General features: G+C 63.4%; 17 protein-coding genes and 1 pseudogene. 13 read left to right on the top strand and 5 right to left on the bottom strand.

What is annotated here, in order from left to right; genetic code table 11:
- Positions 1 to 20: 20 nt before the first annotated feature.
- The 5 genes and pseudogenes from SH602x_RS14270 to SH602x_RS14290 form a co-directional block, all read right to left on the bottom strand.
- Positions 21 to 1,301: pseudogene (locus SH602x_RS14270) on the bottom strand (recombinase family protein); the annotation flags it as partial.
- Between the two features lie 4 nt (positions 1,302 to 1,305).
- Positions 1,306 to 2,238 carry a recombinase family protein gene (locus SH602x_RS14275; protein WP_479472948.1) on the bottom strand — a complete coding sequence of 311 codons (933 nt, stop codon included), beginning with the start codon at positions 2,236 to 2,238 and terminating at the stop codon, positions 1,306 to 1,308.
- A 1,255-nt stretch (positions 2,239 to 3,493) separates the two neighbouring features.
- Entirely contained in the window at positions 3,494 to 4,807 is a 1,314-nt protein-coding gene (locus SH602x_RS14280) for a DNA primase family protein (protein WP_479477108.1), read from the bottom strand.
- A gap of 55 nt (positions 4,808 to 4,862) precedes the next feature.
- On the bottom strand, positions 4,863 to 5,897 hold the full coding sequence (locus tag SH602x_RS14285) for a bifunctional DNA primase/polymerase (RefSeq protein WP_479472949.1): 1,035 nt from the start codon (positions 5,895 to 5,897) through the stop codon (positions 4,863 to 4,865).
- A gap of 89 nt (positions 5,898 to 5,986) precedes the next feature.
- Positions 5,987 to 6,202 (bottom strand): hypothetical protein, encoded by a 216-nt coding sequence (locus SH602x_RS14290; RefSeq protein ID WP_479472950.1) that lies wholly within the window; start codon positions 6,200 to 6,202, stop codon positions 5,987 to 5,989.
- 94 nt (positions 6,203 to 6,296) lie between these two features.
- On the opposite strand from SH602x_RS14290, the gene SH602x_RS14295 reads away from it, so the two are divergent.
- From SH602x_RS14295 to SH602x_RS14355, 13 genes are all read left to right on the top strand, one after another.
- On the top strand, positions 6,297 to 7,196 hold the full coding sequence (locus tag SH602x_RS14295) for a DUF2971 domain-containing protein (protein ID WP_479472951.1): 900 nt from the start codon (positions 6,297 to 6,299) through the stop codon (positions 7,194 to 7,196).
- A 91-nt stretch (positions 7,197 to 7,287) separates the two neighbouring features.
- The gene (locus SH602x_RS14300) at positions 7,288 to 8,691 is read left to right on the top strand and encodes a YifB family Mg chelatase-like AAA ATPase (protein WP_479472952.1); all 1,404 of its coding nucleotides are present in this window, start codon (positions 7,288 to 7,290) and stop codon (positions 8,689 to 8,691) included.
- A 71-nt stretch (positions 8,692 to 8,762) separates the two neighbouring features.
- A complete protein-coding gene (locus SH602x_RS14305) occupies positions 8,763 to 9,770 on the top strand; it encodes a restriction endonuclease (RefSeq protein WP_479472953.1) in 1,008 nt (335 codons plus the stop codon).
- A gap of 64 nt (positions 9,771 to 9,834) precedes the next feature.
- Complete coding sequence (locus tag SH602x_RS14310) at positions 9,835 to 11,022, top strand: DNA cytosine methyltransferase (RefSeq protein ID WP_479472954.1); 1,188 nt, start codon at positions 9,835 to 9,837, stop codon at positions 11,020 to 11,022.
- Positions 11,023 to 11,128: 106 nt separating this feature from the next.
- Positions 11,129 to 11,782: a DNA-3-methyladenine glycosylase family protein gene (locus SH602x_RS14315; protein ID WP_479472955.1), complete on the top strand. Its 654-nt coding sequence runs from the start codon at positions 11,129 to 11,131 to the stop codon at positions 11,780 to 11,782.
- A 106-nt stretch (positions 11,783 to 11,888) separates the two neighbouring features.
- The gene (gene sugE, locus SH602x_RS14320; RefSeq protein WP_479472956.1) at positions 11,889 to 12,284 is read left to right on the top strand and encodes a quaternary ammonium compound efflux SMR transporter SugE; all 396 of its coding nucleotides are present in this window, start codon (positions 11,889 to 11,891) and stop codon (positions 12,282 to 12,284) included.
- Positions 12,285 to 12,733: 449 nt separating this feature from the next.
- Positions 12,734 to 14,971, top strand: a complete 2,238-nt coding sequence (locus SH602x_RS14325; RefSeq protein WP_479472957.1) for a TolC family protein — start codon at positions 12,734 to 12,736, stop codon at positions 14,969 to 14,971.
- 355 nt (positions 14,972 to 15,326) lie between these two features.
- Complete coding sequence (locus tag SH602x_RS14330; RefSeq protein WP_479472958.1) at positions 15,327 to 17,792, top strand: TolC family protein; 2,466 nt, start codon at positions 15,327 to 15,329, stop codon at positions 17,790 to 17,792.
- A 192-nt stretch (positions 17,793 to 17,984) separates the two neighbouring features.
- Positions 17,985 to 19,016 carry a helix-turn-helix transcriptional regulator gene (locus SH602x_RS14335; RefSeq protein ID WP_479472959.1) on the top strand — a complete coding sequence of 344 codons (1,032 nt, stop codon included), beginning with the start codon at positions 17,985 to 17,987 and terminating at the stop codon, positions 19,014 to 19,016.
- Positions 19,017 to 19,025: 9 nt separating this feature from the next.
- A complete protein-coding gene (gene tmk, locus SH602x_RS14340) occupies positions 19,026 to 19,661 on the top strand; it encodes a dTMP kinase (protein ID WP_479472960.1) in 636 nt (211 codons plus the stop codon).
- An 18-nt stretch (positions 19,662 to 19,679) separates the two neighbouring features.
- Positions 19,680 to 20,738: a DNA polymerase III subunit gene (locus SH602x_RS14345; protein ID WP_479472961.1), complete on the top strand. Its 1,059-nt coding sequence runs from the start codon at positions 19,680 to 19,682 to the stop codon at positions 20,736 to 20,738.
- 215 nt (positions 20,739 to 20,953) lie between these two features.
- Complete coding sequence (locus tag SH602x_RS14350; RefSeq protein WP_479472962.1) at positions 20,954 to 21,787, top strand: purine-nucleoside phosphorylase; 834 nt, start codon at positions 20,954 to 20,956, stop codon at positions 21,785 to 21,787.
- Positions 21,788 to 22,085: 298 nt separating this feature from the next.
- The gene (locus SH602x_RS14355) at positions 22,086 to 23,015 is read left to right on the top strand and encodes a purine-nucleoside phosphorylase (protein WP_479472963.1); all 930 of its coding nucleotides are present in this window, start codon (positions 22,086 to 22,088) and stop codon (positions 23,013 to 23,015) included.
- Positions 23,016 to 23,235 lie beyond the last annotated feature (220 nt).

A 23,235-nucleotide genomic window follows, 5' to 3' on the forward strand; every position in this document is an offset into this window, starting at 1 on the left:
AGGTAGCGGTCAATGACGCCTTCCAACGTTTCCGCTTTGATCCGGTGGGCACCGCAGCCGGTCGGGTTCTTCGGTCCGAACGTGCCGTACGTCGAACAGAAGTAGCTTCGGTAGTTCGCCTCGCCGTTCTTCGTCGGTCGGCGATTGTTGCCGACCCGCAAAGGCTTTCCGCACTTGTGACAGACCACCAAGTTCCGAAGCCAGAAGTCGGCGACTTGCGGCGCCTTCCGACCCGGCTTCGTGTGAAGATCGCTGCTCGCCTTTAGCTTTGCCTGCACACGGTCGAAGCGATCCGGAGGCACAATCGGGTCGAACACCGGGGCGGAAGGCATGAACCAATCCGACTTGTCCCGAATGCGACCCGCCTTCGTCGTGCCTTCAAACTGAGGAACTTCCCGTTCTACCCCGCCGACGAATTCCTTGAGCCGTCCGCTGCCTCGCTTGTTCACGGCAGGCAAGCCGACGTAAGCAGGGTTCTGTAAGATCGCCTTTACCCGCTGCTTTTCCCAAGCTTCACAGTAGACCGGATCGACGTTTGCTTCCGTCAATCGAGTTGCGATACGGGCGGGGCTGATCTTTTCCAGATCGTACCAAGCGAACATCTGCTGAGCCGCTTCGACACGCTCCAGCCGGATGCTTGGAGCGAGCACAAGTCGGTCGTTCGGGTCGTGTGCCGGAACGTTGCTTTTGCCGTCGTAGGCCGTTTCCGTGCCGTCGAGTTCAATTTTGAGTCTGGCGTATCGACCGACCCACACCAATCGCCACTTTTCTTGATTCGTCGGGTCGAGACAACGAACGTCGCATCCGAAGGGTGGATAGCCCCCGCCGTACTCGCCCCGATAGGCCAGCTTCTGGCGTCCCTTCACGCCCCGATGACCCTTCGCTAGCTGCTCTTCTCGGCTTGCCGCTGCTGCGACGGTCGCTTGAATGATCTTGCCGGTATCGTTACTTGAGATGTGCCCCTGAATGACCGACCACAAGTGACACCCTCGCTCAAGAAGGTAAGTCACCATGCTTCCAAGCTGCCAAGGACCGCTTGTCCCGAAGCGGTCTTGAGTATCGACGACGACGATATTGAACTGGCGCCGGTCGATCGCTTTCAGCATCGCTTGGAACTGCACTCGCTTGTGCGGCTGATCCCTTGGATTCCTGCCTTGGTCGTCGATGAACCATTGGGCGATCGTCAGCCCTTGCAACTTCGCCCAAGCTTCGATCACGACTCGCTGACCGGATGCGTCTTGCTCGCCTTTGCTTACCCTCAAGTAAGCGGCGATGGTCTTCCCCTGTAGTTCGTGCGTCATGTGTTCAAGCGTCCGTTCTCTGTAAGACCCGCAGCACTTGCGAGGCGTTCCAAGCTTTGCCCCGGCGGGTCGTGTGCCCCTGAATGTTCAGTTCGGCGGCGATGGTCCTAAGACTCGCCCCCTGCTCCCTTCGCTCCCGAATGAGCGGCAAGAGATCGACGTAGGCTTCGTTTGCGGCGAGGCGATGGGCGAGGGCGGCGATGGCTGCCCCTGCCGTCGCTCCGCGACGGCGAGCCGCTTCGTTGCCGGTCCAATGCCCAGGTCGGGCCGATCCAAGAAGCGTCCCCCTCGCCTTTGCCGCTTGAAGGGCCGCCTTGGTCCGTTCGGAAATCTGCCGGGCTTCGTGTTCGGCGACGGCGGCGAGGATGTGTATCGTGAATCGGTTCGCATGGGGGTTATCGCAAGCGACAAAGTCAGCCCCGCTTTCGAGCAGCGCCGACAGGAAGGCGACGTTACGGGAAAGCCGGTCAAGCTTGGCGACCACAAGGGTCGCCTTGCTCCGCTTCGCATGGGCGAGGGCCTTCCTCAGTTCCGGACGATCCTTCCTCTTGCCGCTTTCGACTTCCTTGTATTCGGCGAGGCACTTCGCTCCGACGATGCGAGCGTAGTCGGCGACCGCCGATCGCTGCCCCTCCAAGCCAAGACCCGATCGCCCCTGCTTCCTTGTGGAAACCCTGAGATAGGCGACAAGCCGGGCCGTCATAGGGTCGCTCCAAGCCGGGAACAGAAGGCGATTGCCGCCGACTTCCCGAGTGTAGCAATACCCTTGTCGGACGTCAAAGATTTTGCGACGGAAACCGCCGCCCTGTTTTTGAGTCTCGCTTGCTCCGGAAAAGGACGGGGATAAAGTAGTGGCTTCGCACGGGCGCCCTAACTTAGAAGGAACACCGATGTGGTTTACAGTGTGGGTCTCTGACCCGGTCACGCTGGGCGTCATAGCGTTCGGAGTCGCCGTAGTATCGCTGCCTTTCCTGCTCTTGATCGTCCTAGCCAATCGAGCATCCACCGGTAAGAAGCGACGCAAGGTCGGCTTGATCGAGTGTAAACGCTGCGGGTACGTGGGGCGGCCAAAGCAGTCGTCTGGCGTGTTTAGCGGAAAGCTCATTTGCCCGAACTGTTCCGGAGAGGACTGGGTAGCTTCTCGCAAGCAGATCCAAGCACCGGCAATCGGCACTCCCGCAGGCGCCGATTGGGATTGAAAGGGTCGAAGATCGGCTTAGAGGCGATGCGACGGCCCGCTAGCGCGGGCGTCGCGAAGCGCCGACCGCCGGGCCGAATGACGCTTGGAGCGAGAAGCAGGGGCTGCCGTCGTGTGCTGAGCGAGGCACGGCGACGGCGACAGGCGGCGAGTCGTTCCCGATTCGCAGAGACTACCCCGAGAATTTCAGCGCTTGTCCCGACACGGCTGAGAAGGCGAACGGCTGCTCAAAACTTCGGCCTTCGTGCTGCCGTCGAATAACCCGGTTATTGGATAAGAAAACAGGGTCGATTTTGCCTTGAAAAAGTCGGTATCTCTGCTCAGGGGGGTTGGCGTCGAACCAGACTTAGAAAAACGGAGGGGCTGCCGGGGCGTTCTTTCTTTCCTCGCAAGCCAGCGGGCGTCCTGCTCGCTCAGGCGAGGCGTTACGTCGGCGGTGGCATCCTCAGAATCGCCCGAAAGAAGTGCGTCCGGGAACGGAACGGGCGCCCCTTGGTAGGAAGCGAGGCAGACCCTCAGAATTCCGACCCGCTATCGCCTCGCCGGGAACGCTGAGCAGCGACCGCAAGACGACAGGGCGTCCGGGTCGATCCGATTCGACTCCCCCGTTCGATTCGTAGCGCCGAAGAAAACTGCCCACTAGCACACGATCGACAGCCTTCCGAAGGAAAGTGGCTTGCCGGATAGGGGTGCGACTCTGACTCTTACCCCCTCTGCCGGGAACGAGGCGAGACGCTTTCGGAACGTCCGGGACAGGTAAGACAGGTATTTTCTATCCTTATCTCTACTCTCTTTAAGCGTAAGGAAAACAATAGGAAATACCTGTCTTACCTGTCCCGGCTGCCTGTTTCGCCGACGCATCGCCCCCGTTCCCGGCTTAGGACGAAGGGGCGAACACGAAGAAAGCCGGAAGGGTTAGCTTCCGGCTTCGTGAAGTCGCTTTCAGAGACTGCCCCTCTGACGCTTCGCGTCAGAGGGCTGCCTTTCAGTCGCCTTAGAGCGACAGGCCGATGCCCCGGTAGACTCGCTCGCCGTCCGCCTTGCCCTCGCCCAAGCCGGGAACAAGCGTCCTAAGATCACGGGCAAACCATACCGGGTTAGCTTCTCTCCCCTGTTCGGTACACCAAGCGTCGTAGGCATGGGCGAGATGCTTCCGGGTGACGGTCTGAGGATCGTCTGACAGGCGAACGTCGGGCAAGTTGCCGGGCGACAGGCGACGCTCCAAGACGACCTTGTCTTGCAAGAAAGCGAACGTCGGCGAGTTCTCCCGGCGAAACTGAACGGTAAGGGTTTCGCTGGCCTTGGGCCTAGTGAACTTGCCGTTCTTCCGAAGCCGCTCCAGTCCCCCCAGCGCCCAATTGCAGATCCCCGAGAGTTCGCCACCAAGGCGGTCGCCAAGACTTCTGTCTTCACGTTCGACGAAGGACTTGTCGAAGGGGAGAATCAACATTCTCGCCGACAAGGCGCCCGACGGATCGACGAAGGTCGGGAGTTCGTTGCAAGAGATGTTGAACCTTGTCGGCAAGACGACGGAATGCGAAACGGGCGAATACTTCGTTTCGATACATTGGGCGTCGCCGCCGACGATGCTGTTCAGCTTCTCCAAGATCAAGTGCTTGTCCCGAGACGATGCAAGGTTTGCCTCGCCGATGAAAGCGGCGTACTTGCCGACAAGCGTCGATGTGCCGAACCTTTCGGCGAGGGAGTGAAGGGAAAAGCCGGTGGTGTTTTCCTTCCCCAGGAGCGCCGTCAAAACATTGTCGATCGTTCCCTTGCCCGCTCTTGGCGGACCGTGCTTGACCAAGAACTTGTGATGCGACGTGTTCGGGAGAAGGCAGTATCCGAACCATTCTTGAAGAAGGTCCGTTCGATCGTCGCCGAAGATCGAAGCCAAGAAAGCTTCCCATTCGGGACAAGTCGCCGATTGATCGAAGTCGTAGGGAAGACAGACCGTGCTCACCCAAGAGGGCGTGTGCTGAACGATCACGGAATCGCCGCCTTCGACGAACGTCCGAGCGTCAAGCAGACCATTCTTGAAGGCGATGATGTTCTCCGGCTTCGGGAAACGTTCGTTCTTCCCGCAGTAGAAAGGCATCTGAGGATAGGACTGGAGAGCCTTCGACGTCAGCGCCTCAATGTCTTTCATCACGTTGCCGCAAAACGAGTTGTCGTGCTTGATCGAGTGCTGAATGAGCCATCGCCGCACTTGGGGCGGAAAATCGAATGTTTCGACGTAGCGTCGCCCGTCGTGGGTGAAGGTTTTTCCGGCCCAAGTCACGACGGTAGCGTTGTCGCTCAGGTAAGCGATTGTCGCCTTGTACGACTCGCTACGATTGGTTTGCGTTTCCGGTGCGAAAGCCTCTTCAGTTGAGACCATAGAAATTCTCCTGCTCAGGGGAGAGAGTAAAGCGGGCCATGATCCCGGCGCCGTAACCGTCGCTCACGAGAGCGGCAGCGGCTTTCGAGAAGTTCCCGCCGTGTTCGATGTGGGCATACGCTCCAAACTTGGAAAAGCCCGTTCCGGCGTCGAAGCCGGGAATGTTTGTGCTGAAGATGAACAAGCGATCGTCGCCGCCGTGGTTCGTCGTCGCATGATGTTCGTCGCCGTCGCTGCCGGGCTTTCGCCAATAGCCGACCCCGGCACGTTGCCGAAGCAGCGTCCAGCCATGCGGTTCTAAGACTTCGCTCCAAGTCGCCCGCTGGTTGAAATCGTCGCCGGGGCGGTCTGTTCTCGGCTCGCCTGCTTCCCGTCGGCAAGTCGGCGCTTTCGGGGCCTTCTCAGTCGCTGCTCGCGGCGTAGCCGCGACAAACGACGTCGTGTGCCTGTTCAGCGCCCTCGCCGCCGCAATCAGCTTCTCCCGATCTTCCGGGGCGATCGTCGGCACGCTGCACAAGTCGCCTTGGAGTAGCGAATAGGGGGCGTTCTTAGGGTGTGCCCAAGGCGGCGTGCCGGGAGCGAGCACGTAGCCGCCTTGCCCCCGAGTCTCGATAAGCGTCTTCTCGCCGCCTTCGTCCATGGCCAACTTCACGTTGCCTTGAAACACGGTGGAGCGAAGGTAGACGTGCCGGCCGCCGCCTCTTGGAGTTGCGACGATTGGAAGCGAGGCGAGCAGATCGGCGGGAACCGTCGGCGACCACAAGTCGAACATCGACGGGTCGTCGAAGTCGATCACTTCTAAGCCGCCGCTTGTTTGTCCGCAGACAATGGCGATGCCGTTCGGTCTGCCGAGACTAGACCAGTAGTGCCCGGCGATGTACCAAGGGAAACGCTGTTCTATGTACCGGGACCAAGCGATAGCCGGACGCTTCGACCCGTCGCACAGAACGGGAATGACGTTCAATCCGCCGTCGAAATACCGCTTGGCGGTCAAGAGATTACCGGTCCACTCCGAATACATACTTTGGGCCTTCTTGCTCAGGGGGCTTGCTCAATCGGTCTTAAGGGCGGTCGGCGTTTACTTCGCCGGTCGCCCTTTTTCTTGCCGTTCTACGACGCTCGCCCGGTCGCAACAGCCGAACTAGAATCGGCGGCGTCCCGTTCGGCGAACAGTGTTCGCAGGGTCGCTAGGTCGGCCTCGCTCAGGATGCGAGAGCGGCCTGCCTTCAGCGGGCTGACTCGCCCGGTGACGACGGCATAGTGAACCCTTCCGTAGGGAATGCCGAGCACGTCGGCGGCTTCCGGAAGCGAATAGGTCTTGGTCATAGGACGCTTTCTCCAAGGGCTGCGACTTGCTGCCCCGGAAGTAGATAAGCGCCGGGCTTTCCGTTCTGAGAGACTTTCTGAAAGCTTTTTCGAGATGGCCGAATCGCTGACCCCGCTGCTAGACAGGTTTGTTTCCAAGAAGCGGCGTCCTAGTGTGCTGTTTCACTACTGCTCAGTCGCTGGCTTCAAGTCGATTATGGAGACCCGAACGATTCGGTTTGGACTTCTTACGTCGATGAACGACTCGCAAGAATTTCAGTGGCTAGAGAATCTGGTCTTTAGAGCGATAGAGAACAGGGTTGAGGAAATCGAAGGCACTACGGCGGCGGCTTTCACAATTGCCCGCCATCAAACAGATAGCCGACTGTTGCTGTTCTTTCGACACTTGGAACAGCAATGGGAAAAAATGAAGGCCCAGCGAGACACGTTCTGTGCTTGCTTTTCCCAAGAGGATGACTCCCTAAGTCAGTGGCGGGCGTATGCCGACGATGGAGCAGGCTACGCAATAGGCTTCGACCGAAAATGGCTTGAGTCGATCGAAGGGCTTCGGCTAAGCCAAGTCTGTTACGACGTGCGAGTGCATGCCGAAGTTGTCGCCCGTTCTCTGGCAGCGGCAGAATCGCAGGTCGAGCAAGGAAACCAATCGCTTGAAGAAATCGCCTCTCAGATGATCCGGTCCTTGGCTCCGTATTCGGTCTACTGCAAGAACCCTAGGTTCAGCGTAGAGAAAGAATGGCGGCTCTACAGCCTCGAAGACATTGAAGGAAAAGGCGAGTTCACGCCCAATCCCCTGACGAACGGCTTCCGACTTCGGGGGACTGACTTGCTTCATTTTCAGGCGCTCGACTTCAAGAACCGTCCAGACGTCGTGAAGGTTATTTCGCTAGGACCGAAGAACACGGCAATGGTGCATGCGGCCTCCTTTCTGGCCTTTCTTACGATTCACAAGTACGACGACGTTCTGATCCGGAATTCGACGGCGACCTACCGCTAACTCGCCGCCTTCTCGCCGTCGCTCTTTCTCTGGCGACGTTCGGCGGCGCTCCGCTTCCGTGCTTCGACGGCTTTGGCGATACTTTCCGTCCATGGTCGCCCCCGCATCGCCTCTATTTCCGCAGCGTCGTAGCGTCGCCCGAACAGGCGTATCCAGACGGGATCTGGCCCCGGCGGACCTGCCGAAGCAGGCAGCGTCTTTCGACCTGCCGATCACGCTGGGGATTCTCGCCGGCAGCGGGCAGTTCACGAGCGAGCGGTTCGACTCCTACGCCGTCGTCGGCGAACTGGCGCTCGAGGGGGCGACGCGTCCGATCAAGGGCGCTCTCTCCATGGCGATGGCGGCCGCCAAGGCGGGCGTGCGGGGGATCCTGGTTCCTGCCGCGAATGCTGCCGAGGCCGCGGTCGTCGAGAACCTGGAGGTGATCCCCGTCGCCAGCCTCGCGCAGGCCGTCGGCTTCATGGCGGGCGAACTCGATATCGAGCCGCAGCCATCGCGCGTGGACGAGATCTTCGACGTCCACTCCGCCTACGACGAGGACTACGCCGACGTCCGCGGTCAGGAGATGGCCAAGCGTGCGATGACCATCGCCGCGGCGGGCGCTCATAATCTTTTGATGCTCGGCCCGCCTGGTTCCGGCAAGACGATGCTGGCGAAGCGGATGCCGACGATCCTGCCGCCGCTGACGCCGTCGGAATCGCTGGAGACGTCGCGAATCTACAGCGCGCTCGGTCGCCTGCCCGACAATACGCCGCTGCTGGCGAAGCGTCCGTTTCGCTCGCCCCATCACACGATCAGCGACGCGGGCCTCGTCGGCGGGGGAAGCATTCCGACGCCGGGCGAGATCTCGCTCGCCCATCATGGCTGCCTATTCCTCGACGAACTGCCGGAGTTCAACCGCCGCACGCTGGAGGTCCTGCGTCAGCCGCTGGAAGATCGCTGGGTCACCATCGCCCGCGCGGTCAGCAGCACGACGTTCCCCGCGGACTTCATGCTGGTCGCGGCCTTGAATCCCTGTCCGTGCGGCTATCGCAACGATCCCCGTCGGCAGTGCCACTGCTCCGTGCCGCAGATCGAGCGGTATATGGGAAAGATCTCGGCACCGCTGCTCGACCGGATCGACATCCATATCGAAGTCCCCGGCGTCGCCTACAAGGAACTGGCCGACCGCCAGCCGGGGACGTCGAGCGCCGAACTGCGCGAGCAGGTGATCCGCGCCCGGGACATTCAGGCGCAGCGGCTGGCCGGGACGGGCAAGCGGTGCAACGCGCAGATGTCGTCGCGGGCGCTGCGGCAGTTCTGCAAGGTGGACGACGCGGCCCAGCAGATCCTCAAGCTGAGTATGCAGGAGCTCGGCCTTTCCGCCCGGGCGCACGACAAGATCCTCCGCGTCGCCCGGACCATCGCCGACCTCGAGAACGAACCCTCCATCCGCGCCCACCACGTCAGCGAAGCGGTGAATTACCGGTTGCTGGATCGGAAGCTGTGGACGTGAGGCGTGCGACAGATGGGCAATTGTTCGTAAGTCCGTCGCATATGCTCGGCGGTTACATTTGAGGACTACGCATGAGTAAGCATGGAATCTGGATGGTTCGTAGCGGACGAGATGCTGCTTTTGCGTCGGACTTTCTCGAAGGCAACTTCGTAGGAATCGGCTTTCCGGAGGCCGGCGTCGTTTCGCCTCCGGTCGACAAGTCAGCGCTCAGGCAGAAGATCAAGAACTCCAATCCAAGCTTGTCGGCTGGAAAAGTTGATAATGTCGCATCGCAGATCAAGCGCTTCTTAGATGACGTAGCGATCGGCGACAACGTAATGACGTATGATGCTTCCCGCAGGCTTTATTACTTTGGTTCTATCCAAAGCGGCGTTAAGCATCGCGAGCATCATTTGCGTCGAACGCGTGATGTTAAGTGGACGCGACAGGTCGCGCGCGATGCTTTGTCGCAATCAACGCGTAACGTACTAGGAGCGGTCCTATCGCTCTTTCTCGTGCAGGAGGACGCAGCTGCGGAGGTGACAACGAAGTTGGCGGCACTCGGCAGCGACGTCACCGCCGTAGTTGGGGAGCCGTCTGTCGAGATTAGCGAGGAACTCCACGACACGATCGAGGACCGCGAGGAAGAAGCAGACGAACTTCTTGATGACAAGATCGCTAGCCTCTCGTGGGAAGAGATGCAGGAGCTTGTTGCGGAGCTTCTGCGTTCAATGGGATTCCGGGCCGAAGTCTCGCCGAAGGGAGGCGATCAGGGGGTAGACATTTTTGCGTCGCCGGACGGACTTGGATTGCATGAACCTCGAATCTTCGTAGAGGTCAAGCACCGCACCGGAACAAAGATCGGCGCCGAGCAGATCCGTTCGTTTCTAGGCGGACGTCACGCCGGGGATCGTTGCCTCTATGTGAGTACCGGTGGCTTCAGCAAGGAGGCCGCGTACGAGGCGGCCCGCTCTGCGAGGCCTTGCACGCTGATTGACCTTCCTAAGCTGAGGAACCTTATTAAGGAGAACTACACGCGATTCACGCCCGAGGGGCTCGCGCTATTGCCGCTCCGAAGAATCTATCTTCCGGCCAATTGAACAAGAGGCCACTCGCTCAGCATCGTTCGCAACGAATTTGAATACGCATCCCGCACGCTCTGACATGGACGTCGTCGAACTTTTCGCGGGCATCGGAGGTTTTCGCATCGCGGCGGATGGGCTGGGGATGCGGACGGTGTGGGCGAACGAGATTGCAAGTAAGCCGTGTAAGGTTTACCGGGATCGGTTCGGGGCAGGGGAACTGGTCGAGGGGGATCTGAGGGAATTGGCGGGGCAGGTTCCGCCGCATGAGGTTCTGACGGCGGGGTTTCCCTGTCAGCCCTTTTCGAGCGCGGGGAAGAAGCGGGGGGTGAAGGATCCGCGGGGAACGCTGTTCCAGTCGATCGTGGAGATCGTCGACGGCCGCCGGCCTCGCGTCTTCGTGCTGGAGAACGTCAAGCGGCTGCTCTCCATGGAAGGGGGATCGCACTTCGCGACGATCCTCGCGGCCTTGGGCCATCTCGACTATGCCATCGAGTGGCGACTGCTCAACGCCTGCCGCTTCGGCCTGCCGCAGAACCGCCAGCGAGTCCTCATCGTCGGGCGACGGATCGAGAAGAACGGTCGGAAGAAGCAGGAGGCAACGGGTGCGGTCCATGGCGCCATCAAGGGCGTGGCGCTCGCTTCGGCGGAGGATCTGCAGGCGAGTAAGGCCTTCGCGGATCGCGAGCGGCTGCTCGATCCGTCGCGGTGGACGCCGATCGAGGAGCATGGCATCCGCTTTCCGACATGGGGCCTCGTGCGGCAGGGCCGCTTCTTCGGCGCCGACCTGACCAGCTTCAGCGAGGCTCGGCCGCCCGCGCTGCTGAAGTCGGTCCTGCAGCGAAAGGTCGCCGACGGGTTCGACTTCACCGAATCGACGAGGACCCGGATCGCGTCGAGCGAGGCGGTGGGTCGTTATGTCGAGGGGGTCGAGATCCTGTCCAATCAGGCGGGCGGCGCCAGAATGGGCTATACCGTCTTCGGCACGGGCGGCCTGGCCCCGACGCTGACCTCGACGGCGAGTCGGCATTACGAACGCTATCGCGTGGGCGATCGCTACCGGCGGCTGACGAACGTGGAGTACGCACGCATCCAGGGCTTCCCCGACGAACATTGCCGGGCGGTCAGCGTCTATGCCCAGTACGCCCTGTTCGGCGCCGCCGTCCCGCCGTCGATGGCCGAGTGGGCGCTGCGGCGGGCGACGGGGGAGTGGCCGGCGATCGTCGTGCCGGAGGTTGAGAAGAAGCCGCAGCGTCGCGTTCGGGCGTAGGATGGGATTCGTTGCCCCGGGTGACCCCGATTGCGAGCAATCGGGGCCACCCAAAACGACTGCCCCGTCCGGACATTTCTTTCTGACGAAGACTGAGCGCCCAGGCATGACGATCGCGGATAAGGCCAAGGTGGCGGAGGCGCTGACGCATCTGAAGAAGCGGGATCCGATCCTGCGGAAGACGATCCAGTCGGCGGGGGACTTTACGCTCAAGCCCGATCGCGACCGGTTCGGCATGCTGGTCAGGTCGATCCTGGGGCAGCAGATCTCCGTCGCGGCGGCCCGCTCCATTCGCCTGAAGCTGGAAACGCTGGCCGGGCCTGCGGGTCTGACGCCGGCGCGGCTGGCGGAGCTTTCGCATGAAGAGCTGCGCGGCGCGGGGCTTTCGACGGCGAAGGCGAACTACGTCCATGACCTGGCCGAGAAGGCGACCGACGGGACGATCCGCTTCGACCGCATCGCGAGGCGATCGGACGAGGAGGTGATCGCCGAGCTGGTTCAGGTGAAGGGGGTCGGCGTCTGGACGGCGCAGATGTTTCTGATCTTCTCGCTGGGTCGCATGGACGTGCTTCCGCACGACGATCTGGGCGTCCGCATGGCGATCCGCGATCTGTACGGGCTCGACGAGCTGCCGACGAAAGCGAAGTCGCACGAGATCGCCGCGCCCTGGCGACCCTACGCGACGATCGCGAGTTGGTACTGCTGGCGAAGTTTGGAAGTCGCCAAGGCGGCGAAAGCGGGGAAGGTTCCGAACGCGTAGCGGATCGGACAACGCAATCTTGTAGGGCAGGCGCCCCGCCTGCCGCGAACCGGGTACACGCTCCAAGTGGCAGGCGGGGCGCCTGCCCTACGGGAAGAGACGAACGATGACGATGGCGTGGGTTTATCTGATCCTGGCGGGGCTGCTGGAGATCGGCTGGGCGATCGGAATGAAGTACTCGCATGGCTTTACGAAGCCGCTGCCGACGCTGATCACGATCGCGACGATGATCGTCAGTTTCGCCCTGCTGGCGCTGGCGCTGAGGACGATCCCCGTCGGCACGGGCTACGCCGTCTGGACCGGCATCGGCGCCGTCGGCACGGCGATCCTGGGGATGGCGCTGTTCCATGAGTCCACCAATCCGGCGAGGCTCTTCTTTCTGGCCCTGATTCTGGTGGGGATCATCGGGCTGAAGTTCTTCGCCGGGTCGCATGCGGAACCGACGGCGGAGAATTCGAAGGCGGGAGCGTTGCAGGAGCTCGACGCGGAGCAGGCGGCGTAGAGCCAGCGCTGAGGTCGAACTGCCGTGAGCGTGCTTGCAAAAGGCGCCGGCGCTTGAGCGACTCGTGCGCGAAGCGGTCGCCGAATCAGCTGTCGGTGCGCGAGGACACGGAGGGCTGACACCCTCCGCTCGCCGAAATGAGCAGTGCCAGCGCTGCTAGCGTGGCCCGCGTCCCTGCGGGGACGCCGTTTCGGTCGGATGCGGACGGCGGTTGAGCCGCGGTTCGGAGAATCCTGAACTTTTTCAGCGCTTCTGGAAGAGTCTGCCGGTTGGGCGGCCGATAGCGTGTTTCGACCGAGGCGCTCGGGCCATCTTCGGACGGTCCGGGGGCTTCGGTAGGGGGGCCGATACAACGATTTCTCGGACGTCGGGTCGCGCCGATGTCCGCGTTCCGTTCAACCTGCCGGCGGCGCTGTCGCGCTAGCCGGCCTCCTTGGAACGGTGGGTCGATGACTCGGCTGAATCACGGAATTTCCTGGTCGCTCTCCCTCCTGGCGGGCGCCGCGCTGATGACGGGATGTCATCCGACGCAACCGTTCTATCTCGGCGAAGACGGCGACCTCTCGCATTACCTCGAGACCGCCACGGAGCTGGAGCATCCGGACGTGGCGATCGCGGCTGCGACCGAGGCGACGCAGGCGACTTCGCCGCTGCTCGTCGACGATCCCGATACCGCCGAGCGGTGGGAACTGTCGCTCGAGGACGTCGTGCAGATCTCTCTGCAGAACACCTCGGTCATTCGCGGCGGTTCGACCCCTCCGACGCTGGTCGGCAGCCGGGTGATCTCGCCGGCGAACGATTCGCTGACGATCGCGGTGCTGCCCGGTTCGGGCGTCTCCTTCCGCACGGTCTACGGGCCGGCGATTCAGGAGTCGTCCCCCGGCGTCGCCAACGACGGTCGCCGGATCGAGGAGCCGCAAGGCGTGGAGGCCGCGCTCTCCGCGTTCGACGCGCAGTTCTCTTCGAGCCTGTTCTACAGCAACAACGACCGTCCGCTGAACGTGGCGGGGGGAGCTGGGGACTTTCCGCAGATCCTGACGCAGAACCTGGCCAATTTCGAGGCCGAGATCCGCAAGAAGTCCGCGGAAGGGACGGAGCTCTTCTTCCGCAACGTGACGGGGTACGACCGGGGTAACGGTCAGGGCGCCAACACGGCTCTCGACAGCTTTTATACGACCGCCTTCGAGATGGGCGGACGTCAGCCCCTGCTCCGCGGAGCGGGCGCCCAGGTCAATCGCATGCCGGTGATCCTGGCCCGCATCGAGACGGACAAGGAACTGGCCACGCTGGAAGGTCACCTGAACAACATGCTGGCGAACGTCGAAGTTCGCTACTGGGATCTCTACAACGCCTATCGGACGTTCGAAGAGACGAAGGTCGCCTACCAGCAGTCGCTGGCCATCTGGAACGAGATCAAGACGCTCGACCCGGCCAGCTCGGAAGAAGCCCAGGCCCGCGAATCGGTGTTCGCCCTGCAGACCGAACTGAAGGCCGCCAAGCACGATCTGTACGTGCAGGAGACCAACCTTCGCTGGCTGATGGGCATCGCCCCGACGGACTGCCGGCTGATCCTGCCGACCGACATGCCGACGACCGCGGAGCTGACCTACGACTGGTGCTCGCTGCAATGCGAGACGCTGGTTCGCCGTCCTGAAATCCGCATCGAACAGTGGGAGATCAAGCGTCGGGAGATGGACCTGATCCTCGCCCGGAACCAGCTCCTCCCGCAGCTCGACGCGGTCGCCCTGTATCGCTGGCTCGGTCGCGGAGAAAACCTGTTCGGCGAGAGCGACGCGAACTTCGTCGCTCCCGGCTCGACTGCCTTCGACTCTCTGACCGGCGGAGACTTCCAGGAGTTCAACGTCGGACTGGAGATGGACTTCGCGATCGGCTTCCGCCGGGAACTGGCCGGGGTGCGGTTCGCGCAGCTCAGCCTGTCCCGCGAGAAGAAGGTGCTGGAAGACCTGGAACTGGACGTAATTCGCGAACTGACCCAGATGGTCCGCTCGATCGAAGACTTCCGGACCCAGATCCAGACGCAGCACAACCGACGGATCGCGGCCCAGGAAGACGTCGAGCGGACGCTCGAACTGGTCGAAGCGGAACGGGGCGGCCAGACGGGCGTCCTGCTGCGACTGCTGCAAGCTTACCAGCGCCACTTCCGGGCGGCGGTCGCGATGCAGTCGACGGTCACCGAATACAACAAGGCCCTGTGCGTCCTGCACAACCGCAAGGGAACGAGCCTGGCCTACAACGGCGTGCTGATGGGCGAAGGTCCCTGGCCCGAGAAGGCTTACTTCGACGCCCTGGGCCAGGCCCGGAAGCGTGACGCGGGTCTCTTCATCGACTACGGGTGGACTCGCCCGAAGGTGATCAGCCAGGGCTCGGTCGACCAGATGACCGGAGTAGACGGAGGATTCCTCAAAGACGGAGCGGTCAGCGAGACGATGATCGAAGGTGAGTACCCGCAGGACGGCATGATCTACGAGGGGGGACCGGCGTACGGCGAACCGACGCCCGCCCCGCTTCCCGGATCGTCGCCGACTCCGGCCAGCCCCTTCCGTCGGGAGGAGACGCTGCCGGGCGGAGACCGAACCACGATGCAATGGGGCGGGGGACGGACCAGGACGGTCGCTTCTTCCCCGGTCGGATACGGCGTCGCACCGGCGTCCCACATCCGACGATAGACCTGACGCCGCAGTGACATCGCTCGGCTTCAGGCAGAGACTCCGGAAGCTGTGCATCCCTCGTCGCGAAAGCGGCAGAGGGATGTGCTCCGTTTCGGAACCGACGACCGTGCGGAGCGCCGAACCGGCAGCGCTCCGGGAACCGCGTCAGGGAAGACGACGGATGAACGACATCGCGAAGAACGCCTCGAACCGATCCAGCTCACTCGTTAGCGGGCTCATGATCAGGGGTCGAGCGAGGCGAGGCCTTCGGCGCGCCGCCGGATTCGTCTGGCGTTGCCTGCCAGGCGCAGCGCTCGCACAGATCGGCGCAGCGGCGCTCCTGGCCGCGCTCGGCTGCCGGCCGACGCAGCCGATGTACCTGGGCCACACCGACGACGCGCTGGCCCACTACGTCGATACGGCGACCGCTATCGAGTACCCGGATCATCAGGAGCCGGCGTCGTCGGAGGCGCTCCACGCGACGCCCCCGATCACGATGAGCGATCCGAGCGTCATGCAGTACTGGGAGTTGTCGCTGGAAGACTGCGTCAACATCTCGCTGCAGAATTCCAAGATCCTGACGACGCTGTCGGGCGTCAGCGCCTCGGGGCAGGGGCCGATCAACGCCGTGATGCGCACGCCGGAAGGGTTTTCCAGCGTCTACGATCCGGCGGTTCTGGAGTCCGATCCCGACTTCGGCGTCGAGGCGGCGCTCTCGGCGTTCGATGCGCAGTTCAATTCGACGTTCAACTACGGCACGACCGACCGGCCGCAGAACTTCGGCTTTTTCCAGCCGTTCGTGGTGCAACGCCAGGCGAACTTCGTGGCCGAGCTCAGCAAGCGCTCGGCGACCGGCACGCAAACGTATTTGCGAACGACCACCGACTACCTGTGGGCCAATAATCCCGCTCAGTCGGTTCCGTCGGCCTACACGACCACGCTCGAGATGGGCGTGCGGCAACCCTTGCTGCGCGGCGCCGGGACGCAGATCAATCGCGCGCCGGTGATCATCGCCCGTCTGCAGTACGACCAGACGCTGGCCGACTTCGAAAACGCGGTCCGCGATCACGTCTACTCCGTCGAGACGACTTACTGGAACCTCTATCAGACGTATCGCATCTTCGAAACCGCGAAGACGGCCAGCGAGAGCGTGCTCGCGTCATGGCAGGTGGTCAATGCAAGGTACCGGGCGGAACTCGAACCCGATCGGACCGAGGCCCAGGCCCAGAGCCAGTACTTCAACTTCCGCGCTCAACTCGAGAACGCTCACCGCGAGCTCCTCAACGAGGAATCGCGACTGCGGCTGTTGATGGGCATCGCCCCCAATGACGGTCGCGTGATCCGACCTGTCGACGTGCCGCCGCAGGTGTACGTCTCGTTCGACTGGGATACGTCGCGCAGCGAAGCTCTCGTCCGTCTCGCCGAACTTCGCCGAACCAAGTGGGCGATCCAGCAGCGGGAACTGGAACTGGTCGTCGCTCGGAACCAGCTTCTGCCGAACCTGGACGCGACCGCGCTCTACCGCTGGGTCGGCGTCGGCGACGAGTTGATCCGGTCCAACTCTTCAGGCGTCCGGTTCCCTGCTGCGGGCTCGAACGCGGTGGAAGAGTTGCTGATCGGCGACTTCCAGGAATTCGGCGTCGGAGCGGAATTCAACTTCGCCGTCGGGTTCCGTCGCGAACTCGCCGGCGTGCGGAACGCGCAGCTCGAACTGGCCCGCGCGAAGGCACGACTGGAAGTGCAGGAGCTGGCCGCGGTCCAGTCGCTGTCGCTCTCGATCCGGAACCTGGATACGCAGTATCAGATGATGCAGACCCTGTACAACCAGGTGATCGCCGCCGACCGCGAACTCGAATCGGCCAAGCGTTACTTCGCGGCGGAACTTCCGCCCGACCAGTTGGGCGTGCGGACGACGATCGACCTGGTGCTCGACGCGGAGCGTCGTCGTGCGGAGGCGCTGCGTGCCTTCTATCAGACGCAGGCGGAGTATGCCCGTGCGATCGCGGGCGTTCATTACGCGAAGGGATCGCTGCTCGAGTACGACAACATCGCGCTGTCGGAAGGGCCCTGGCCCCGCAAGGCTTATTGGGACGCCTGGGGACAGGCTCGCAAGCGTGCCGCCGCGCATTACATCGACTACGGATGGACGCGCCCCGGCGTCGTGAGCGAAGGCGAGATGCCGCAGAAGCTCGGCACGACCGCGGCGATTCCTGATCCGGGCCAGCAGCGCCCCGCGAGCGCGACGCCTGCGAACGGTTCGCCGACCGATGCGACGCCGCCCGGCGTAGAAGCCGCGCCCGGCAGCGGACCCGCTCCGTCGAACGGCGGCAGCGTTCTCGATCGCGGCGTTCCTCCGGTGAGGGAGTTCGACCCGATGACCAACCATCGCCTGCGTCGTCTGCCGTCGACGCAGGGCCCGGGCCAGCCTCAGGCTCAGCTCGCCGGCGTTCCGTTCCTGCCGTCGCGGTTCGCGCCGCCGCAGCAGGCGCCCGCCCAGACGCCTTCTCCCTTCGCAGCGTCTTCGGGCGCAGGAGCGTCGTCGGGCTATCCGGTGCAGCCGGTGGGCTACTCGGCGCAGCCGGTCGGGTGGGAGCAGAAGTCCGAACCGTCTCGCGGACCGTCGTACGGTGGACCGGCGTTCGGCGCCTCAGCCCCGGGCATCACGCCGTCCGTTAATCCGTCGATCACTCCGTCGCCGGCCGTGAATCCGTCGGCAGTCGCGGCTCCGCCCGCGGAGCGTCGCCGGGACACCGTCGGCCCCTCGTCGAACAGCCGCTGGTCGCGTTACCTGAACGACGAGCCGCTCCCGCTGCGGAACGGCGGTCTGATGCTGGACTGATCGACGAACGCGACGAACGCCCGATCCGGCGAGGCTCTCTGATCGCCGGATCGGATAGATTGGACGGACTTTCGAACCGTCGGTCGTGGAGCGAGGAGCACGCTGCTTCCTCGTTCGCGGTTCAAGTCTTGGATTAAGCCGTAGAGATTCGCTTTGAACGACGTAGACGATGCGGCGCGCGCAGGAAAGCGCATGCCGCGCGCGGAACGCCTGCTGCATATCCTGCTCACCCTGCAGTCGACGGAGCCTCACGACGTCGAAAAGCTGGCCAGGGCCTGCGGCGTCTCCGGGCGGGGCATCCTGCGCGACATTCGCTCGCTCCGGGCCCGCGGTTTCTCGATCGCCTACGATCGGCAGTCGCGGCAGTACGTTCTGACCGACGCCTCGCTGCCGGTCGCGAAGGATCTCGAATTCGAGGAGGCCACGGCGATCGCCGTCCTCTGCCGAGAGATCGGTCGCCGATGCCAGCTCCCGTTTTACGAGATGGCGTATCGAGGCGCCGAGAAGATCGTCGCCAGCCTCGAACCCGACGCGCGGCGGCGGCTGCAGGAAATCGCCTCGATCGTGCGAATCGATCTGGAGGCGGTCAACCCGCTCGCCCATCGCAAGGCGATCTACGACCGACTGATGCAGGCGATCCTCGATCGCAAGCAGGTTCGCCTGCACTACCAGAGTTTCACCGAAGAACGCGCCATCGACACGCGGCTTTCGCCGTACCGTCTGCTGTTTCAGCGACGAAGCTGGTACGTCGTCGGCAAATCGAGCCTCCACAAAGAGGTTCGGACGTTCAACGTCGGGCGAATCCTGAAGCTCAAGGAACTCGACCGCCCGGCGAAGATCCCGAAGTCGTTTCGCCTGTCGGAGCACCTGCGAAACGCCTGGCGGATTCTGCCGGAGCAGGGCGACGACTCCACGGTGATCCTGAAGTTCCGTAAGATGGTGGCCGGAAACGTCGAGGAGGTCCGCTGGCATCCGACGCAGGAAGTGCGGCGCCTCGCCGACGGCGGAGCGCTCTTCAAGGTCCGCGTCTCGGGCCTGGAAGAGATCTCGTGGTGGATTCTCGGCTACGGTCCCGAGGTCGAAGCGATTGAACCGCCCGAGCTTCGACAGCGAATCGCCGATCGTATCGAAGCGATGCGTGCGATCTACGCGAAGCAGCCGTCGCGCGAAGCGCTGACCTACGGATCGACCGAACGCGACTCCCTGGACGACCCGCCCGCCTGAGCGTCTGAAATGTTCATCTGCTTCGATGGAATCGACGGCTCGGGCAAGACGACGCAGGTCCGCCTGTTCTGCGAGTGGCTGGCGTCGCTGCGGTTCGCGTTCCAACTGGTCCGCGACCCGGGGACCACGCCGCTGGGCGAACGCCTGCGAGCGATTCTGCTCCAGTCGAAGAAAACGGACGACCCGGTCGAGACCGCGGAGATCGCCATCGGCGCCCGAGCCGAGACGCTGCTCTATATGGCCGCCCGCGCGCAGCTCGTCGAGGAAGCCGTGCTGCCTGCGAAGGCGCGCCGCGAGATCGTCGTCGCCGATCGGTTTCTCCTCGCGAACCTTGCCTACCAGGGGCATGGGCGCGGCGCCGATCTCGATACGATGCGTCAAGTCGGCGCCTGGGTCGTCGGCGACGGCTGGCCCGACGTGACGTTCCTGCTCGATATGCCCGCCGACCGTGCGCTCGCGCGGATCGAACGAAAGCACGATCGAATCGAATCGGAAGGCCCGGAGTTTCTGGAACGGGTGCGACAGGGGTTTCTCGAAGAGTCCCGTCGCTATCCGGGCCGGGTAGAGATCATTGACGCCGACGACTCGCCGGACGAGATGCAGACCCGTATCCGCACGATCGCCAAAGAACTTCTGGGCGTTTAGCGCCGATCGAACGAACGCATGAGCTGGCTCGGCATCCGCGGACAGGACGAAGTCGTAGATCGCTTCCGCACGAGCCTGCGCCGCGGACGCCTCGGCCAGGCCTATCTCTTCGTCGGCCCCGAAGGATCGGGCAAACTCGCCTTCGCCAGGGCGCTCGCCATGACGCTCTTCTGCCCCCGGTCGAAGCCCGAGGCGATGCAGCCCTGCGGCGAGTGTCCCTCGTGCCAGCAGGTCAAAGCGGAAACGCATCCGGACCTGGTCGTCGTGCGGAAGCCGAAGGATAAGAACATCCTTCCGCTCGAACTGCTGATCGGCCCTGACGAGAATCGCATGCGAGAAGGGTTCTGCTACGACCTGTCGTTCCGACCGGTCGTCGCTTCACGGCGCGTCGGAGTCGTCGAAGACGCCGATTCGCTCAACGACATCGGTGCGAACTCGCTGCTGAAGACGCTGGAAGAACCTCCTCGTCACGCCACGATCATCCTGCTGGCCGAGAACGAGCAGCGTCAGCTTCCCACGATCCGCTCGCGGTGCCAGATCGTCCGCTTCCGCGAACTGACGGCTGCCGAGAAAGTCGCAGCGCTCGTCGATCAGGGCGTCGCTCCGACGGAGCAGGAGGCCCTGCGAATGGTCCGCGCTACGGAGATCTTCGGCAGCGCCGACGCCGCGGAAGACGAACGCTGGAAGGAGTTCCGCGAGGAGTACCTGGGCCTGCTGGCCGATCTTCGCGACTGGCGCACGCTCGGGGAATCGGTCCGACGCTTCACCGACGGCATCAGCAAAGAAGCTTCCGATCGACGCGAAGCCCTCCGTCGGATCGGCGACTGGACCGTCGCGTTCTTTCGCGGACGATTGCGTCAGCGGATCGGCGGCGCCTTCGAGCCGGCTGACGAGGCGCTCCAGGCGACGATCGAGCGCTCGATGCAGCAGCGCCCGCTGGACGAGGAGTTCGACTCCGCGATTCTGGTGTCGACCCTGCGACTGCTCCAGGACGTCGATCGGAACGCGAATCTGGGGACGCTGATCGACGCGTGGGTCGACGAAATCCGCGAATGCGACCTCGGCGCGGCACGCTAAATCGTTCCGCTTCCTGAGCGGGGGGTGTTAACCCCCCGAGTGAACAGCCCGGTGAGTCGCCAATTCTCCCGCCATCCGAGCGCCGTCCCTCGATCGAACGCAAGCGCTGCTTGCTGTCAGGCGGCGATCGTGATAAACCGTCCCCTCCGGCCGTTCGTGCGCCCCGGTCCGTCGTCGTTTCGCCAGTTTCCGCCTGAACTTTCCTGAGAACCCGCATGCTCGAACTGCACGATCAGATTCAGGCTTCGGTCGCCGCGATCCGCACGCGCTGGAGCCGCGCTCCGCACGCCGGGATCATCCTCGGGACCGGACTGGGCAGTCTGACGCAGAAGATGAATATCGAGGTGGAAATCCCTTACGAGGAGATTCCGCACTTCGTGAAGTCGACGGTCGTCAGCCACGCGGGCAAGCTCGTCTGCGGCGAGTTGAAAGGCGTCCCCGTCGTCGCCATGCAGGGCCGCTTTCATATGTACGAGGGTTATCCCCTTCAGCAGATCACCTTCCCCGTGCGGGTGATGAAGGCGCTCGGGGCGGGCCTGCTCGTCGTGTCGAACGCCAGCGGCGGCATGAACCCGTACTACCGCTCGGGCGACCTGGTGGTCATCGAAGATCATATCAACCTGCTCGGCGACAACCCGCTGATCGGGGTGAACGACGATCGCCTGGGGCCGCGCTTCCCCGACATGAGTCAGCCGTACACGTTCGATCTGGTCGATCGGGCGCTCGCCGTGGCGCGTCGCAACGACATCGTCGCGCACAAGGGCGTCTTCGTCGCGGTCGCGGGGCCGAACCTGGAGACCCGGGCGGAATATCGCTTCCTCCGCGGCATCGGCGCGGATATCGTCGGCATGTCGACCGTGCCGGAAGTGATCGTCGCCGTCCATGCGGGAATGCGGGTGCTCGGTCTGTCGATCGTGACCGATATGTGCCTGCCCGACGCGCTCGAACCGGCGAACGTCGAGAAGATCATCGCCTGCGCCGCGGACGCCGAACCCCGCCTGACGAAGGTCCTCCTCGGCGTGCTGAAGGAAGAACAGGTCGCTGCGTGATCGTCTCGTCGTAGGGTGGGTCATCGGCCCGCCTGCGTAGGCAAGACGAGTGGAACAGGTGGGTCGATGGCCCACCCAACCGGTCTGCCTATCGTTGGATGTCAGGCCGATCGAAGAGTTTCGGGTGCCACTGGCTCCGCCAGTGCTGAAGCTTGAAAGGTTCGTCGAACACGAGCGATCCGGCCTCCGGGTGCCACTGGCGGAGGCAGTGGCACCCGGAGGAAAATCTGATATTGAACGATTGTCGGACCACCACCCGAAGAGCCTTCGATAGTCTCGCCACGCCTTCGAGCCCGGAATGTTTCGTTCGCCTTCCGCGGCTTTCGTGCCTGATCCCTGCCGGGTCCGCGCGCTTCGGGATTTCCTGCGGCGGGAGGACGTGCCGGCGGCGCAGGTCGCCGTGACGCTCGGCACCGGCATGCAGGACCTCGCCGCGACGTTGCGGGTCGAGCGGGAGCTTCCGTTCGCGTCGCTCCCCGGCTTTCCGCAGGCGACGGCGCCGTCGCATCGCGGCGTCGTGCAGTGGGGAACCTGGCACGGCGTGCCGACCGTCGTGTTCGTCGGTCGCCTGCATCTCTACGAAGGCTGCGCCCCCTCCGCCGTGACGCTCTGCTGTTCGGTCGCCGAGTCGATCGGGGCGAAGGCGCTGATCCTGACCAACGCGGCGGGCGGCCTGCGGTCCGACATGCAGGTGGGCGACCTGATGGCGCTCGACGATCATTTGAACGGCCAGGGGCTGTTCTGCTGCCGTCCCCAGGCCGAGCCGGACACGAAGTCCTGCGAAGAATTGCCTGGCGCAGCGAACGCTTCGCCTCTGCCTCGCTGCGGCTACGCGGCGGTTTACTCGCGCCTGCTCGTCGAACGGACGCTGAAGACGGCCGACCGCGTCGGCGTCGGGCTCCATCGGGGCGTCTATCTCGGCGTGCCGGGGCCGACCTACGAAACGCGTGCGGAGTATCGCGCCTTTCGACGCATCGGCGCCGACGCCGTCGGCATGTCGACGACGCTGGAAGCCTCGGCCGCCCGGTCGTGCGGCATGCACGTGCTCGGCTTCTCGATGATCACCAACGTCGCGCGTCCTGACGTCGTGCAGAAGGTCGCCGGCGAGGACGTCGTCGCCGCGGCGCAGGCCAGCGTGCCGCGCCTCCGCGCGATCCTGGACGAGCTCTTCCGTGAGCGGGCGTTCGACGACCTCGGCGAGCTGCCGGCGCTGTCGAAGTCATGCTGAACGATGCGTTCGCGTCGTAGCGGCGCTGAAGAAACGCTGGCGCCGGCCACGCATCGTTGCCTCTCGATCGGCCCGCCTTCGCTATTTTTTCGCCAGACCGTTCCTTCGGTTCGACGCGGGCGAAACTTCACCTCTTCTGAGGCCATCTTCGCGAATCGCTGCCAACTTTTCCGCGTCCGGTGCGTATAGAGAGATGCGTGCCTGCATTTCCGGGAAAGGA

The sequence above is a fragment of the Lignipirellula cremea genome, assembly GCF_056501455.1.

Coding starts and splice junctions, on each gene's coding strand:
- sugE (WP_479472956.1), top strand. CDS start 11,889: ATGACGATGGCGTGGGTTTATCTGATCCTGGCGGGGCTGCTGGAGATC.
- SH602x_RS14345 (WP_479472961.1), top strand. CDS start 19,680: ATGAGCTGGCTCGGCATCCGCGGACAGGACGAAGTCGTAGATCGCTTC.
- SH602x_RS14295 (WP_479472951.1), top strand. CDS start 6,297: ATGGCCGAATCGCTGACCCCGCTGCTAGACAGGTTTGTTTCCAAGAAG.
- SH602x_RS14325 (WP_479472957.1), top strand. CDS start 12,734: ATGACTCGGCTGAATCACGGAATTTCCTGGTCGCTCTCCCTCCTGGCG.
- SH602x_RS14300 (WP_479472952.1), top strand. CDS start 7,288: ATGGTCGCCCCCGCATCGCCTCTATTTCCGCAGCGTCGTAGCGTCGCC.
- SH602x_RS14315 (WP_479472955.1), top strand. CDS start 11,129: ATGACGATCGCGGATAAGGCCAAGGTGGCGGAGGCGCTGACGCATCTG.
- SH602x_RS14350 (WP_479472962.1), top strand. CDS start 20,954: ATGCTCGAACTGCACGATCAGATTCAGGCTTCGGTCGCCGCGATCCGC.
- SH602x_RS14290 (WP_479472950.1), bottom strand. CDS start 6,202: ATGACCAAGACCTATTCGCTTCCGGAAGCCGCCGACGTGCTCGGCATT.
- SH602x_RS14335 (WP_479472959.1), top strand. CDS start 17,985: ATGCCGCGCGCGGAACGCCTGCTGCATATCCTGCTCACCCTGCAGTCG.
- tmk (WP_479472960.1), top strand. CDS start 19,026: ATGTTCATCTGCTTCGATGGAATCGACGGCTCGGGCAAGACGACGCAG.
- SH602x_RS14305 (WP_479472953.1), top strand. CDS start 8,763: ATGAGTAAGCATGGAATCTGGATGGTTCGTAGCGGACGAGATGCTGCT.
- SH602x_RS14275 (WP_479472948.1), bottom strand. CDS start 2,238: ATGACGCCCAGCGTGACCGGGTCAGAGACCCACACTGTAAACCACATC.
- SH602x_RS14285 (WP_479472949.1), bottom strand. CDS start 5,897: ATGTATTCGGAGTGGACCGGTAATCTCTTGACCGCCAAGCGGTATTTC.
- SH602x_RS14355 (WP_479472963.1), top strand. CDS start 22,086: ATGTTTCGTTCGCCTTCCGCGGCTTTCGTGCCTGATCCCTGCCGGGTC.
- SH602x_RS14310 (WP_479472954.1), top strand. CDS start 9,835: ATGGACGTCGTCGAACTTTTCGCGGGCATCGGAGGTTTTCGCATCGCG.
- SH602x_RS14330 (WP_479472958.1), top strand. CDS start 15,327: ATGTACCTGGGCCACACCGACGACGCGCTGGCCCACTACGTCGATACG.